We start from the raw sequence: 14,926 nt of genomic DNA on the forward strand, positions 1-14,926 counted from the left end.
CGGGTAGTCTTCACCGTGCCGTCATTGCGAGGCGCTCGCGACAAAATTGCAAAGCAATTTTGCGCTGAAGCGCCGAAGCAATCCATCGTCCCGCATATGTGGAGCGATCGATTGCCTCGCTGCGCTCGCAATGACGATCAAATGGAGGATAATCAAGTGACCATCACCGTCTTCATCCGCTACCAGCTCGATCCGTTCAAACGCGCGATGTTCGAGGAGTATTCGCGGAACTGGCTGTCGATCATCCCGCGCTGCGGCGGCGATCTCATCGGCTACTGGATGCCGCATGAGGGCACCAACAATATCGGCTTCGCGCTGATCTCGTTCGAAAGCCTCGCCGCCTATGAGACCTATCGCGCGCGGCTGCGCCAGGACAAGGAAGCCATGGCGAACTTCAACTTCGCGGAAGAAAACCGCTTCATCCTCGCCGAAGAGCGGACATTTCTGCGCAAGGTCGAGCTATAATGGTGCCATAACAACAACGAGCGGAGGCGCCCATGATCGCCGTGATCTTCGAAGTCTGGCCGAAGCCGGACGAGCGGCAACACTATTTCGACCTCGCCGCCGAGCTGAAGCCGATCCTGCAGGAGATCGACGGCTTCATCTCGGTCGAGCGGTTCGAGAGCATCACCGAGCCGGGCAAGTTCGTGTCGCTGTCGTTCTTCCGCGACGAGGCCGCGGTGGAAGCCTGGCGCAACACCGTCGAGCATCGCCGCACCCAGGCCAGGGGCCGCGCGCGGATTTTTGACAACTATCGCCTGCGCGTTGCGAGCGTGATCAGGGATTACGGACTGAACGAGCGCGAGCAGGCGCCGAAAGACAGTCGCGCGGCGCATGAGCCGCACTAGCGTCTGGACGCATGCGTGCCTATCTGTGCGCGGCCAACGACATCAGGGAGCGACCCATGCCACTGCCAACTGCTGACAAACGAGCCGCCTTCAAGAAGCTGCATGAGAGCGGGTGCTTCATCATCCCGAACCCGTTCGATGTCGGCAGCGCCCGTGCCTTGCAACATCTCGGCTTCAAGGCGCTGGCCTCGACCAGCGCGGGCTTCGCCTGGACCATCGCCAAGGCCGACAACCGCGTGACCGTCGATGACGTCTGCAATCATCTGACCGCGGTGTGCGCGGCGGTCGATATTCCCGTCAATGCGGATTTCGAGGGCGGCTTCGCTGTCGAGCCCGACAAGGTCGCCGTCAATGTCGCGCGTGGCGTCAAGACCGGCGTCGCCGGGCTCTCGATTGAGGACTCCACCGGAGACGCCGCCAACCCGCTGTTCGAGCACAAACTGGCGGTCGAGCGCATCCGGGCGGCGCGCAAGGCGATCGATGCCGATCACAGCGGCGTGCTGCTCACCGGCCGCTGCGAGGCATTCCTGTGGGGCAAGAAGGATCTCAACCTGGTGATCGAGCGGCTGCAGGCCTATTCCGAAGCCGGCGCCGACGTTTTGTATGCGCCGGGCATCTCGACCAGGGACGATATCGTCGCTGTCGTGAAGGCGGTGGCGCCGAAGCCCGTCAATCTCCTGGTCGGGGGTGGGTCCGATCTGACGCTGCAAACGGTTGCCGATCTCGGCGTGCGCCGGATCAGCGTCGGCGGCGCGCTGGCGCGGATGGCCTGGACCGGCGTCATGAAGGCGGCGAAGGAGATGGCTGAGAAGGGCACCTTCACCGAATTCGCCAATGGCTATCCCGGCGGCGAGCTCAACAGGATGTTCAAGTAGACCGCGCGTAAAAAGCAGCGGGCCATCTCGGCCCGCCGCTTCTCCACTCACGCCAAGCGAGCGAGTTACTTCTTGTCGCCCGTCGAATCGGTCGGTGCCGCCGAGCGGTCGATCTCTTGTCCGGTCGGCTTGTTCTGCGAAGGGGACGCCGGCTGGGCCGGCGCCGCGCCGGTCGTCATGCCGGGTTGGCTGTTCGGCTTCGGCGTCACGTCGCGCATGCCGGGAGGCGGCGCGGCCGGGTTGGCCGGTTGTGCCTGCTGCGCGGTCTGCGTCGATGGCGTGGTGCCGGCCTCGTGCACCGACGTATTGTTCAAGCCGTAGAACAGCGCACCGAGCACCACGGCCACCGCAACTGCGAACATTGCGATCTTGGTGGTGCTGGCCGGTCCCTCCTGGAGTTCCGGATCCGGTTGCAGCTCATTGTCCAAGCTGTTGAAGCGCGCCTGACGGCGGACTTCGTCATCGGTCAGGTTGGCGCGATACGGATCGTCAGGGTTGTAAGCCATTGCAAAGTTCCTCCGTTAGCACCTCAAGCTCAACGCAGGGGACAATGGCTGGCGCGCGAGGATGTTCCGCGTCAATGTTGCAACCTGTTCACGATGGAACCCGCGATTCCCGGTTCCGACCTGCTTGATGAGGCGTTTTCGATGTGGACCATGCCGCCCACCGATTCGGTGCTGCACGTGCTCTCCTTCATCGCGGTGGCGGCGCAGTCGATGACGGCGGCGCTGGCGGCCGGCAGGCGCAGCATGGATTGGGCCGGCGTCTGCATGCTCGGGGCGATCACCGCGCTCGGCGGCGGCACCATCCGCGACGTGCTGCTCGGGCATTATCCGCTGCTCTGGGTCGCGCAGCCGGTCTACCTGGCAATCGCAGCCGCCGGCGCCTTCGCCACCATCCTGCTGGCGCGGCTGGTGGTCAGGCTCAATCTCGCCTTCCTGGTGCTCGATGCGATCGGGCTCGTGGTGTTCACCATGGCCGGCTGCGACGTGGCCTGGCAGGTCGATGCCTCGCTGCCGATCGTGATCGTCTCGGGCATGATCACCGGCTGCGCCGGCGGCGTGCTGCGCGACATCCTCTGCAACGAGGTGCCGCTGCTGTTCCGCAGCGAGCTCTACGCCAGCGTCTCCGTGGTGACGGGACTGTTCTATGCGACCGCGTTCGGACTGAACCTCAACCCTCCGGTCTGGACCCTGCTGACCTTCGCGATCGGACTGACCTTCCGGATGCTCGCGATCCGCTACAAATGGGAGATGCCGAAATTCGTGTTCTCGGGCCAGGACCGCTGAGCGGATATTTCGCCGCCCGCGCCTTCATTTCGCTGTCCGCGCCTTGGCGACCTCGTCCGCCGTCACGGCAGGCGCGACGTTGCCCCAGGAGTTGCGGATGTAGGTCGCAACGTCGGCGATCTCCTGGTCGGTGAGCTTCGGATAGGCCGGCATCGAGCCTGAATTGGGCGCGCGTGGCGTGGTCACGGTCTGTGCACCGTCGAGGATGATGCGCAGCGTGCTCGCCGGATTGGCCGATTGCAGATTGGCATTGCCGGGCAGCGGCGGATAGATTCGTGGGCTCCCCGAGCCGTCGAGCTCATGGCAGGCCACGCAGGCGCCGCGATAGATGCGCTCGCCGTCGCTCATCTGCGCCGGCGAGGGCGCCGTGACCTCCGGCTCCGGCGCGCCGGCCGGCAGGCCCTTCAGATAGGCGGCGATCGCGCGCACATCGGCGTCGCTCATCTTCGAGGTCGAATTGAGCACCACCTCGGACATCAAGGGGCCGGCGTGGCTGTGCGCATTGCGGCCGCTCTGCAGATATTCGGCGATGTCGTCGGCGCTCCATGTCTTCAGCCCGCTGCGCGCGGCGCCGTCGAGCCGGGGCGCGAACATGCCCTGGACCATGCTGCCACTGAGCGCCCGGCCGCGCTCGTCGGCGCCGAAGGCATTCTTCGGCGTATGGCAGGCGCCGCAATGGCCGAGGGCTTCGACCAAATAGCGGCCGCGATTCCATTCCGCGCCCTTGCTCTGGTCGGGCTGGATGATGCCTGGCGTGAAGAACAGCGCATTCCACGCCCGCATCAGCACGCGGTAGCACAGCGGCCAGCGCAACTGCGGCGGCGGCGCCCTGTTGCTGACCGGCGCCAACGTCGCGAGGTAGGCGCGGATCGCCAGGATGTCGTCGCGGATCAGCTTCGTGAAGTACGGGTAGGGGAAGGCGGGATAATAATGCTTTCCGTTCGGTGCGACACCCATCCGCAGTGCACGGACAAAGTCGTCGTCGCTCCAGCCGCCGATGCCGGTATCGCGGTCAGGGGTGAGGTTCGGCGAGAATACCGCGCCGAACGGCGTGTCGATCCGCTTGCCGCCGGCGAACGGCTTGGCCGGGTCGGCGGTGTGGCAGCTCGCGCAGTCGCCGGCGATGATCAGCGCCTTGCCGCGGGCAATGACGTCGTCGGTCGATGCGGCGGCACATTCGCGCGCCGCGAACGCACTGCACAACAGCAGGCCGGCCAGAATCGCACCCGTCGTTCGATGTCGTCGCCGCATCCATTCACCTTCCGCACCTTTCCGGTCCACAAGACGCGTCACGCCATTTCGCCGCGGGCCTGTCCTGCGACAGAAATCGAAACGGCCCTCCGATATTCCCGGCACGAAATTGCGATTTTTGGGCGACGGGCTCGGTCGCCCAGAATTGTGCTGCGCGGGCCGGAAAATCCGACATAGACTGGTTCTAACAAGCTCGGATGACTAGCTAAAAAGCAGCCGTCGCGGCCAGCGCAAAGAGGGCTAAATGGGAATCAACCAAGGGCCTATCAGCCTCGACCAGAAGTACACCCAAGGCACCGGCCACGTCTTCATGACCGGCATCCAGGCGCTGGTCCGCCTGCCCATGGCGCAGATCAGACGCGACCGCGCCGCAGGCCTCAACACGGCGGGCTTCATCTCCGGCTATCGCGGTTCCCCCCTCGGCGGCTACGACCAGCAGCTGTTCGCCGCCCGCAAGCATCTCGAGCAGTACAACATCAAATTCCAGCCCGGCGTGAACGAGGATCTCGCGGCCACCGCGATCTGGGGTTCGCAGCAGCTCGGCCTGTCGTCCGGCGCCAAATATGATGGCGCGGTCGGCATCTGGTACGGCAAGGGCCCGGGTGTCGACCGCTGCGGCGACGTTTTCCGCCACGGCAATGCCGCGGGCTCCGCCAAGCATGGCGGCGTGCTCTGCCTAGCCGGCGACGACCACGGCGCCAAGTCCTCCACCGTCCCGCATCAGTCCGACCACGCCTTCATCTCCGCGCTGATGCCCTACCTCTATCCCTCCAGCATCCATGAAATGATCGAGATGGGCCTCTTGGGTATCGCGATGTCGCGCTACTCGGGCTGCTGGGTCGGCATGAAGGTGATCACCGAAACGGTCGAGACCACGGCCGAGATCGACCTCACCGACGAGATGACGCCGTTCATCATCCCGGCCGATTTCGAGCTGCCGCCGGGCGGCCTCAACATCCGCTGGCCCGACGACCGCTTCGAGCAGGACCGCCGGTTGCAGGACTACAAGGGCTTTGCCGCGATCGCCTTTGCCCGCGCCAACAAGGTCAACCGCATCACGATGGATTCGCCGAACGCGCGCTACGGCATCATGGCGTCCGGCAAGAGCTACGAGGACATCCGTCAGGCGCTGCGCGAGCTCGGTATCACGCCTGAGATCGCCGCCAAGATCGGGCTGCGCCTCTACAAGATCGGCATGCCCTGGCCGCTGGAGCCGGAAGGCGTGCGCAACTTCGCCGTCGGCCTCGAGGAGATCTTCATCGTCGAGGAGCGCCGCGAGATCGTCGAGAACCAGGTCAAGCAGGAGCTGTTCAACTGGCGCGACGATGTCCGCCCGCGCATCGTCGGCAAGATGGACGATCACGACAAGCGCTTCCTGACCTTCGCCGCCGAGCTCAGCGTGGCCTCGCTTGCGAGCTCGCTCACCGAACGTCTGCTTCGACTGAATCTCAACCCTGAAATCGCCGAGATGCTGCGTGCCAAGGCGGATTGGTTCAACGGCCGCCAGTCGAGCCAGATGCAGGCGACGGCGCCGGTCAGCCGCACGCCGTATTTCTGCTCGGGCTGCCCGCACAACACCTCGACCAAGGTGCCGGAAGGCAGCCGCGCGCTCGGCGGCATCGGCTGTCACTTCATGGCGCTGTGGATGAACCGCTCGACCGAAACGTTCACTCATATGGGCGGCGAGGGCGTGCCGTGGGTCGGCATCGCGCCGTTCACCAACGAGAACCACATCTTCGCCAATCTCGGCGACGGCACGTACTTCCACTCCGGCATTCTGGCGATCCGCCAGTCGATCGCCTCCAAGGCCAACATCACTTACAAGATCCTCTACAATGACGCGGTCGCCATGACCGGCGGCCAGCGCCATGACGGCGATCTGTCGCCGCAGCAGATCACTTTCCAGCTGCATGCTGAAGGCATTCGGGAGATCTACCTGGTCTCGGAAAACCCGAGTGCCTATCCGGCCGACACCATCGCGCCCGGCGTCAAGCTGTTCCATCGCGACGAGCTCGAGAACGTCCAGAAGATGTGCCGCGACACCAAGGGCACCTCGGCGATCGTGTTCGTGCAGACCTGCGCCGCCGAGAAGCGCCGTCGCCGCAAGCGCGGCCAGATGGAGGATCCGGCGCGCCGTGTATTGATCAATCCTGCGGTCTGCGAAGGCTGTGGCGACTGCTCGGTGCAGTCGAACTGCATCTCGGTCGAGCCGCTGGAGACGGAACTGGGGCGCAAGCGCACCATCAACCAGTCGACCTGCAACAAGGACTATTCCTGCGTGAAGGGCTTTTGCCCGTCCTTCGTCACGGTCGATGGCGGCACCCTCAAGCGTCGCGCGCCGGCTGAACTCGGCGATATCGGCGCCTTGCCGGAGCCGGCCTCGAAGCCCGCGCTCGACCGGCCCTACAACATCGCGGTCGGCGGCGTCGGCGGCACCGGCGTGCTGACGATCGGCGCGCTGCTCGGCATGGCCGCGCATATCGAGGGCAAGGCCTCGATGATCCTCGACATGTCCGGCCTCGCGCAGAAGGGCGGCGCGGTGCTCAGCCACGTCCGGCTCTCCGAGCACACGGCAGACGTGACCTGCTCGCGCATCGTGACCGGCACGGCCGATCTGGTGCTCGCCGCCGACGAGGTCGTGGCGGTGTCGAAGGACACCATCACGCTGTGCGATCCGAGCCGCACCGTCGGCATCATCAACAGCCACATCATCCCGACCGCGGATTTCATCCTCAACCGCGACTTCAACTTCCAGAGCCGCAAGGTCAACAGCGTGCTGGAGACCGAGCTGCGCAAGGACTCCGCGTTCTTCGATTTCACCAAGCCGGCCGAAGCGCTGCTCGGTGACAGCATTGCCACCAACATTATGGTGATGGGCTATGCCTATCAGCGCGGGTTGCTGCCGCTGTCGGCGGACTCGATCCAGCAGGCGATCGAGGTCAACGGCGTCTCGATCAAGATGAACACGCAGGCGTTCCAGCTCGGGCGCCTCGCTGCCGCCGATCCGGCGCGGCTCGCCGCGATGATGAAGGGGCAGGATGATGACGCAGCACCGGTCAAGTCGCTGGAGGCGATGTCGCTCGACGAGATCGTCACCCATCGCATGGCGCTTCTGACCGACTATCAGAACGGACGTTTGGCCAAGCGCTATCGCAAGCTGGTCGACCAGGTCCGCGACGCCGCCACCAAGGGCGGCTATGGCGAGGCGCTGCCGCGCGCGGTCGCGATCAACTACGCAAAACTGCTGGCCTACAAGGACGAGTATGAGGTGGCGCGGCTGTTCACCGACGGCCGCTTCGAGAAGCAGCTGCGCGACCAGTTCGAGGGCGAGTTCAAGTTCAATTTCAATCTGGCGCCGCCGATCCTCGGCGGTGGGCTCGACGCGCAGGGTCGCCCGAAGAAGCGGGCTTTCGGTTCGTGGATGATGTCGGCCTTCAGGGTGCTGGCGCGATTCCGCTTCCTGCGCGGCACGCCGCTCGACATCTTCGGCTACAGCGCCGACCGCAAGCTCGAGCGCGATCTGATCGCGGGCTATGAGAAGGATGTCGCGACGGTGCTGAACCTGCTGTCGCCGCTCAATCACGACATCGCGGTCGAACTGCTGTCGTTGCCGGATCGCATCCGCGGCTACGGCCCGGTGAAGGAGAAGGCGGTCAAGGAAGCAAAGGTTCGCTACGCGCAACTCGCCGCCGACCTCGCCAATCCGCCGCCCGCGCCACGGCAGCTGGCGGCGGAGTAGGTACGGCGAAGCTGCGTAGCGAAGCGTAACCCACCATTCGTCGCCACGCGCTGATGCGATAGCGGGTTACACCTTCGGCTAACCCCACCCTCCGATTTCCGAGGTTGCGGACTCAGTCTCGCCTGACGGAATATTTCCGCGCTTGCCAAGGTCGCGTCGCCGGTTCAGAAAAACGCTGGAGCGAGGAACGCCAGCGGAGAGCGATTTGACCATCAAGGGCAAGGCCTACATTGCCGGGATCTACGAACATCCCACCCGGCATGCGCCGGATAAATCAACAGCACAGCTTCACGCCGAGGTCGCCAAGGGCGCGATCGAGGATGCCGGGCTCACCAAGGACGACATCGACGGCTATTTCTGCGCCGGCGACGCGCCGGGCGGGCTGTGGCCGATGGTCGACTATCTCGGCCTCAACACCAGGAAGCTGCGTCACATCGACTCCACCGAGACCGGTGGCTGCTCCTATCTGATCCATCTCGGCCATGCCGCCGAGGCGATCGCCGCCGGCAAATGCTCGGTCGCGCTGGTCACGCTGGCGGGCAAGCCGCGCACCGGTCCGATGCCGCCGCGCGCGTCCGGCGCCGAGGCCGATTTCGAATCCGCCTACGGGGCTACCACGCACAATGCCTACGGCATGTGTGCCATGCGCCATATGCACGACTACGGCACCACCTCCGAGCAGCTCGCCTGGATCAAGGTCGCGGCCTCGCATCATGCGCAATACAATCCGCATGCGATGCTGAAGGAGGTCGTCACCGTCGAGGACGTCTTGAACTCGCCGATGATCTCGGATCCGCTGCACCGGATGGACTGCTGCGTCGTCACCGACGGCGGCGGTGCGATGATCGTCACCACGCCCGAAATCGCCAGGAGCCTGAAGAAGCCGCTGGTGCGCCTGATCGGCCACGGCGAGGCGGCGAAGGGCCCGCGCGGCGGCAAGGATCTCGACCTGACATACTCCGCCGGCGTGTGGTCCGGTCCGCGCGCCTTCGAAGAGGCGGGCGTGACGCCGAAGGACATCAAGTACGCCTCGATCTACGACAGCTTCACCATCACGGTGCTGATGCAACTCGAGGATCTCGGCTTCTGCAAGAAGGGCGAGGGCGGCAAGTTCGTCGCCGACGGCAATCTGATCTCGGGCGTCGGCAAGCTGCCGTTCAACACCGACGGCGGCGGCCTGTGCAGCAACCATCCGGTCAATCGCGGCGGCATGACCAAGATCCTCGAAGCTGTGCGCCAGTTGCGCGGCGAGGCGCATCCGAAGGTGCAGGTGAAGAACTGCGACCTCGCGATCGCCCACGGCACCGGCGGTCTGCTCGGCGTTCGCCACGCCGCCTCAACCTGCATTCTGGAGCGTGCGTGATGTCTGAAGCCAAGAAGTACAATGCCCCGGTGACCAACCCGGAGAGCGCGCCGTTCTGGGAAGCGGCGAAGGCCGGCAAGTTCATGATCAAGCGCTGCAACACCTGCGGCGAGGCGCATTACTTCCCGCGCGCGATCTGCCCGTTCTGCTTCTCCGACAAGACGGTGTGGGAGGAGTCGAGCGGCGAGGCCACGGTCTACACCTACAGCCTGATGCGGAAGTCGCCGACCGGCCCCTATGCGATCGCCTATGTGACGCTGAAGGAAGGTCCGTCGCTGCAGACCAATATCGTCGATTGCGATCTGGAGACGGTGAAGATCGGCCAGAAGGTCAAGGTGGTGTGGAAGCCGACCGACGGCGCCCCGCTGCCGTTCTTCACGCCGGCCTGATTATTACCCTCTCCCCTTGTGGGAGAGGGTGCCTTCGCTGGAAGCGAAGGCGGGTGAGGGGTGTCTCTCCGCGAAAAGAGCCTATCTGCGGCGCGAACCCCTCACCGAAGCGAGTTTGTGAAAGCGTCGGTGTAGCCCTCTCCCACAAGGGGAGAGGGCGCAGCAATGGGCACCGCGTCGTAGAGAAGGTTCGGGGAGAAACAACAATGCCGATCGTGTACGAACAGCTGATGGCCTTGAAAAATCTCGGCCAGAAATACAGCTACACCGACCGCGACGTGATGCTCTATGCCTATGGCATCGGCCTCGGCGCCGATCCGATGGACGAGAGGGAACTCGCCTTCGTCAATGAGGGCACACTAACGCCGCGCCCGCTGAAGGTAGTGCCGACATTTGCGTCGGTCGCGGCCTGGGGCGCCGGTCCCGGCGAGATGAACCTCAATCGGGTGATGGTGGTCGACGGCGAGCGCGACATCACCTTCCACAAGCCGTTCGCGACCGCGGCCCACATCACGGCGGACTCGACCGTGCTCGACGTGTTCGACAAGGGCAAGGACAAGGGCGCGGTGATCCGCCACCAGACCGTGCTCAGGGACGAGAAGGGCGACAAGCTCGCGACCCTCGTCGCGTCGCGCTTCGCCCGCGGCGATGGCGGCTTCGGCGGCCCGTCGGACGGCCAGCCCGAGCCGCACAAGGTGCCGGAGCGCGCGCCGGACCAGGTGGTCGACATCACGACGCGGCCGGACCAGGCGCTGCTCTACCGCTTGTGCGGCGACCGCAACCCGCTGCACTCCGATCCGGAGTTCGCCAAGAAGGCCGGCTTCCCGCGGCCGATCCTGCACGGCATGTGCACCTACGGCATCACCTGCCGCGGTGTGTTGCAGACCTATGCCGACTACGATCCCTCAGCCTTTAAGCAGCACGCGGCGCGGTTCTCCTCGCCGGTGTTTCCCGGCGAGACCGTGACCATGGAGCTGTGGAAGGACGGCAATGTGGTGTCGTTCGAGGCCAAGGTGAAATCGCGCGGCGTCACTGTGATCAAGAGCGGCAAGACGGTGCTGGCGTAGCAACACGCGCCGGCCGTCGACTCCCTCGCCCCGCGCTTGCGGGGAGAGGGTGGGGTGAGGGGCTCTCACCGCGAGCTGTGACTGTGGTGAGACCGGTACCCCCTCACCCGGATCGCAAGGGCGATCCGACCTCTCCCCGCAGGCGGGGCGAGGTGAAGAAAAAAGAACAACACGGAGAAAACGACCATGGGATTACTCGACGGCAAGGTGGCGCTGATCACGGGCGCGGGCGGCGGACTGGGTGAGGCCTACGCAAAGCTGTTTGCGCGCGAGGGCGCGGCTGTCGTGGTCAACGATCTCGGCGGACCGCGCGACGGCTCAGGCTCCGACCAGTCGATGGCCGACAAGGTGGTCGATGCGATCAAGGCCGAGGGCGGCCGCGCGGTCGCCAACGGCGCCGACATCTCGACCATGGCCGGCGGCCAGTCGGTGTTCGACGATGCCATCAAGCATTTCGGCCGCGCCGACATCCTGGTCAACAATGCCGGCATCCTGCTCGACGAGACCTTCCACAAGGCCAAGGAAGCCAACTGGGACAAGGTGCTGAAGGTGCATCTCAAGGGCACCTTCTGCTGCACCCAGCCGGTGTTCAAATGGATGCGCGACAATGGCGGCGGCGTCATCGTCAACACGTCGTCGACCTCAGGGCTGATCGGCAATTTCGGCCAGACCAATTACGGCGCCGCCAAGGGCGGCATCTGGGGCCTCTCCAACGTATTGGCGATCGAGGGCCGCAAGTACAACATCCGGATCTGGACCCTGGCGCCGGGCGCGCTGACCCGCATGACTGCCGATCTGCCGCGCTACAAGGAGAACCCCGGTGCGGCGCTCGGGCCGGACGGCATCGCGCCGGCCGTGCTCTACATGGTCAGCGATCTCTCCGGCGACCAGACCGGCAAGGTTCTCGGCGTCTCCGGCCCGCGCGGCGTCCGCGAGATGCGGATGATGGAAATGGAGGGCTGGAAGCCGCCATTTACCGGCTGGAAGGCCGAGGACATCGTCGCCCACGCCAAGGAGATCTTCTTCTCCGAGGAGCAGATCAAGATGGGCGCGCGGCGGTTTTAGATGCTAAACGTCGTTCCGGGGCGCGCATAGCGCGAACCCTCAGGTGCGCAATTGCGCACCGAGAACCTCGAGATTCCGGGCTCGATGCTGACGCATCGCCCCGGAATGACGGACAAGAGGATAGCCATGACCAAACTCACCGCCCAGGCCGCCGGCACCTTCGCCATCGCGCCGACCCCGTTCTTCGATGACGGCCGCATCGACGAGGCATCGATCGACCGGCTGACCGATTTCTATACCGAGGTCGGCTGCGACGGTGTCACGGTGCTGGGCATCCTGGGCGAGGCGCCAAAACTCGATGCCGCCGAGGCGGAGCAGGTCGCGCTGCGCTTCGTCAAGCGCGCCAAGAAGCTGCAGGTGATCGTCGGCGTCTCGGCGCCGGGCTTTGCCACGATGCGCTCGCTGGCCAGGAAGTCGATGGATGCCGGCGCCGCCGGCGTCATGATCGCGCCGCCGCCGCATCTGCGCACCGACGACCAGATCATCGGATACTTCAAGCAGGCGCAGGAAGCGATCGGCGACGACATTCCCTGGGTGCTGCAGGACTATCCGCTGACGCTCACCGTGGTGTTCACGCCCGCCGTGATCCGCAAGATCGTGATGGATTCGCCGTCCTGCGTGATGCTCAAGCACGAGGACTGGCCGGGTCTCGAGAAGATCTCGACCTTGCGCAATTTCCAGAAGGACGGCTCGCTGCGGCCGCTGTCGATCCTGGTCGGCAATGGCGGCCTGTTCCTTGATTTCGAGATGGAGCGCGGCGCTGACGGGGCGATGACGGGCTACGCCTTCCCCGAGCTGCTGATCGACGTCGTCAATCTGTCGAAGGCGGGAAAACGCGATGCGGCGCATGATCTGTTCGACGCGCATCTGCCGCTGATCCGCTACGAGCAGCAGCCCGGCGTCGGTCTCACCGTGCGCAAATACGTGCTGCAGAAGCGCGGCATCATCTCCTCCAGCGCCCAGCGCAAGCCGGGTGCCGTGATCACGCCGCAGGCGAGGGCAGAGGTCGATTATCTGCTGTCTCGCGTGGCGCGGGTCGACCGCCGCGCCAATCTGCAACCGCAATCCAGTGCAGCAGGATAATAATGACCGAGATCGTTGCCCCGCGCCTTGCCTCGACCGTGCTGCTGCTGCGTGACGGCAGCCGCCGCGAGATCGAGGTCTTCATGATGGTTCGCCATCACCAGATCGAGTTCAACTCGGGCGCGCTGGTGTTTCCGGGCGGCAGCGTCGACAAGAACGACAAGGAGATCGCCGCCGATCCCACGCTCTATTCGGGCGGCGCAGGGCTCGACGGCGACGCGCTCGGGTTCCGGATCGCTGCGATCCGCGAAACCTTCGAGGAGAGCGGCATCCTGCTGGCGCGGCCGAAAGGCTCGACGGATCTGGTCGACGCGGGGCGTGCCAGCGAGATCGCGACCGCGCATCGGACCGCGCTGAACGAAGGCAAGATCAGCTTCCTCAAGGTGCTCACAGACAACGGCATGGTGCTCGCGCTCGACGAGCTCGTACCCTATGCGCACTGGATCACGCCGGAGGGCATGCCGAAGCGTTTCGACACCTGGTTCTTCCTCGCGGCCGCGCCGCCCGAGCAGCTCGGCGCCCATGACGGCAAGGAATCCACCGACTCAATCTGGGTGTCGCCTCGCGAGGCGCTGGAAGGCGGCGAGACCGGCCGCTTCAAGCTGCCGTTCCCGACCACACGCAATTTGATCAAGCTCGGCAAGCAGCCGAACGTTGGCGCCGCGCTCGCCGACAGCGCGGGCAAGTCGATCGTCGCCGTGATGCCGGTGATGACCAAGACCGCCACCGGCCGCCAGCTCCGCATCCCCAGGGAAGCGGGCTATGACGGCGAGGTGTTCGACGTCGGCGCGATGGGGTAGGTCCGTCCTCGGACAGACCCGTCATCCCCGCGCAAAGGCTTCGCCTTTGTCGCTGGAGGTGCGCGCTCTTGCGCGCCTCGAAGGATCGACGGCCCGGCTGGTGGCCGTCGACCCTTCGAGGCTCGCTCCGCTCGCACCTCAGGGGACGGATCACTCTCTTCACACTTCGGCCTATATCGAAATATCATCAACTCCGGCGATGTAGTTTCCGTTTCACCGAGACGGAATCCTCAGCCCAATGACCACGACCCCACGCCAGCCCAACATGGCCTTCGAGCTGGCCTTGCTGCTCGCGCTCGCGAGCCTGTGGGGCGGCTCCTATACCTTGATCAAGCTCGGCGTGGCGACCATTCCGCCGATTACGCTGATCGCGGCGCGCACCGCGATCGCGGGGCTGCTGCTGCTCGTCATCATGCGGATGCGCGGCGTCTCGATGCCGGGGGATGGCATGACCTGGCGCCGCTTCATCTTCCAGGCCTGCCTCAACAGCGTGATCCCGTGGACGCTGATCGCCTGGGGCGAGCGCTACGTCGATGCCGGGCTCGCCACCATCCTCAATTCGGCCTCGCCGATCTTCACCTTCCTGTTCACGGCTGCGATCACCCGCCATGAGGCCGCCAGCCCGCGCAAGCTGTTCGGGGTGATCGCGGGCATGGCCGGCATCTGCCTGATCGTCGGGGTCGACGCCTTCCGCGATCTCGGACAAGGCATGGTGGCCGAGGTGGCGATCGTTGCCGCCACGATCTGCTACGCCTGTGCCGCGATCTTCAGCCGCGGCTTCAAGGGGCTCGACCCAATGGCGCCGGCTGCGGGCTCGCTGCTCGCGGGTGCCGCGATCCTGATCCCGCTCAGCCTCGCGGTCGAACAGCCCTGGACGCTGGCGCCATCGATCAGCTCGCTGCTCGCCTTGCTGGCGCTGGCGGTGTTCTCGACCGCGATCGCCTTCGCGATCTACTTCCGCCTGATCCAGACCCTGGGCTCGGTCGGAACCACCGCGCAGGCTTACTTGCGGGTGCCGATCGGGGTCGCGCTCAGCGTGACGTTTCTCGGCGAACGACTCAGCCCCATGGCGTGGATCGGGCTCGCCTGCGTCGTGATCGGCGTCGCCGCGATGACGATTCCGGTGCGAAGGATCGCCACAGTCTGACGTCATCGCC

At 65.2% G+C, this 14,926-nt stretch carries 14 protein-coding genes; 12 read left to right on the top strand and 2 right to left on the bottom strand.

What is annotated here, in order from left to right; genetic code table 11:
* Positions 1–156 precede the first annotated feature (156 nt).
* From ACVINW_RS27850 to ACVINW_RS27860, 3 genes are read left to right on the top strand one after another with little or no spacing between them, the layout of a single operon-like run.
* A complete protein-coding gene (locus tag ACVINW_RS27850; RefSeq protein ID WP_456756519.1) occupies positions 157–465 on the top strand; it encodes an NIPSNAP family protein in 309 nt (102 codons plus the stop codon).
* A gap of 32 nt (positions 466–497) precedes the next feature.
* Positions 498–848 carry an antibiotic biosynthesis monooxygenase family protein gene (locus ACVINW_RS27855; protein WP_456754234.1) on the top strand — a complete coding sequence of 117 codons (351 nt, stop codon included), beginning with the start codon at positions 498–500 and terminating at the stop codon, positions 846–848.
* 56 nt (positions 849–904) lie between these two features.
* The gene (locus ACVINW_RS27860) at positions 905–1,723 is read left to right on the top strand and encodes an isocitrate lyase/PEP mutase family protein (RefSeq protein WP_456754235.1); all 819 of its coding nucleotides are present in this window, start codon (positions 905–907) and stop codon (positions 1,721–1,723) included.
* A 65-nt stretch (positions 1,724–1,788) separates the two neighbouring features.
* Here ACVINW_RS27860 and ACVINW_RS27865 read toward each other — a convergent pair whose 3' ends face one another.
* Complete coding sequence (locus tag ACVINW_RS27865; RefSeq protein ID WP_456754236.1) at positions 1,789–2,229, bottom strand: hypothetical protein; 441 nt, start codon at positions 2,227–2,229, stop codon at positions 1,789–1,791.
* A 141-nt stretch (positions 2,230–2,370) separates the two neighbouring features.
* Between ACVINW_RS27865 and ACVINW_RS27870 the strand changes: the two genes are divergently transcribed.
* Positions 2,371–3,012: a trimeric intracellular cation channel family protein gene (locus ACVINW_RS27870; protein ID WP_456754237.1), complete on the top strand. Its 642-nt coding sequence runs from the start codon at positions 2,371–2,373 to the stop codon at positions 3,010–3,012.
* A gap of 24 nt (positions 3,013–3,036) precedes the next feature.
* On the opposite strand, the gene ACVINW_RS27875 is transcribed toward ACVINW_RS27870, so the two are convergent.
* Complete coding sequence (locus ACVINW_RS27875; protein ID WP_456754238.1) at positions 3,037–4,263, bottom strand: c-type cytochrome; 1,227 nt, start codon at positions 4,261–4,263, stop codon at positions 3,037–3,039.
* A 244-nt stretch (positions 4,264–4,507) separates the two neighbouring features.
* On the opposite strand from ACVINW_RS27875, the gene ACVINW_RS27880 reads away from it, so the two are divergent.
* From ACVINW_RS27880 to ACVINW_RS27915, 8 genes are all read left to right on the top strand, one after another.
* Positions 4,508–8,002 carry an indolepyruvate ferredoxin oxidoreductase family protein gene (locus ACVINW_RS27880; RefSeq protein ID WP_456754239.1) on the top strand — a complete coding sequence of 1,165 codons (3,495 nt, stop codon included), beginning with the start codon at positions 4,508–4,510 and terminating at the stop codon, positions 8,000–8,002.
* A 205-nt stretch (positions 8,003–8,207) separates the two neighbouring features.
* Positions 8,208–9,365, top strand: coding sequence for a thiolase domain-containing protein (locus ACVINW_RS27885; RefSeq protein ID WP_456754240.1), 1,158 nt, complete (start codon positions 8,208–8,210; stop codon positions 9,363–9,365).
* On the top strand, positions 9,365–9,754 hold the full coding sequence (locus tag ACVINW_RS27890; RefSeq protein WP_456754241.1) for a Zn-ribbon domain-containing OB-fold protein: 390 nt from the start codon (positions 9,365–9,367) through the stop codon (positions 9,752–9,754). Before ACVINW_RS27885 ends, ACVINW_RS27890 begins: the two co-directional genes overlap by 1 nt.
* A gap of 206 nt (positions 9,755–9,960) precedes the next feature.
* The gene (locus ACVINW_RS27895) at positions 9,961–10,821 is read left to right on the top strand and encodes a MaoC/PaaZ C-terminal domain-containing protein (protein WP_456754242.1); all 861 of its coding nucleotides are present in this window, start codon (positions 9,961–9,963) and stop codon (positions 10,819–10,821) included.
* 186 nt (positions 10,822–11,007) lie between these two features.
* Positions 11,008–11,886: an SDR family oxidoreductase gene (locus tag ACVINW_RS27900; RefSeq protein ID WP_456754243.1), complete on the top strand. Its 879-nt coding sequence runs from the start codon at positions 11,008–11,010 to the stop codon at positions 11,884–11,886.
* A gap of 126 nt (positions 11,887–12,012) precedes the next feature.
* On the top strand, positions 12,013–12,969 hold the full coding sequence (locus ACVINW_RS27905) for a dihydrodipicolinate synthase family protein (RefSeq protein ID WP_456754244.1): 957 nt from the start codon (positions 12,013–12,015) through the stop codon (positions 12,967–12,969).
* A 2-nt stretch (positions 12,970–12,971) separates the two neighbouring features.
* Positions 12,972–13,769, top strand: a complete 798-nt coding sequence (locus tag ACVINW_RS27910; RefSeq protein WP_456754245.1) for an NUDIX hydrolase — start codon at positions 12,972–12,974, stop codon at positions 13,767–13,769.
* A 238-nt stretch (positions 13,770–14,007) separates the two neighbouring features.
* The gene (locus tag ACVINW_RS27915; RefSeq protein WP_456754246.1) at positions 14,008–14,916 is read left to right on the top strand and encodes a DMT family transporter; all 909 of its coding nucleotides are present in this window, start codon (positions 14,008–14,010) and stop codon (positions 14,914–14,916) included.
* Positions 14,917–14,926 lie beyond the last annotated feature (10 nt).

It is taken from the genome of Bradyrhizobium sp. USDA 4461 (assembly GCF_054055655.1).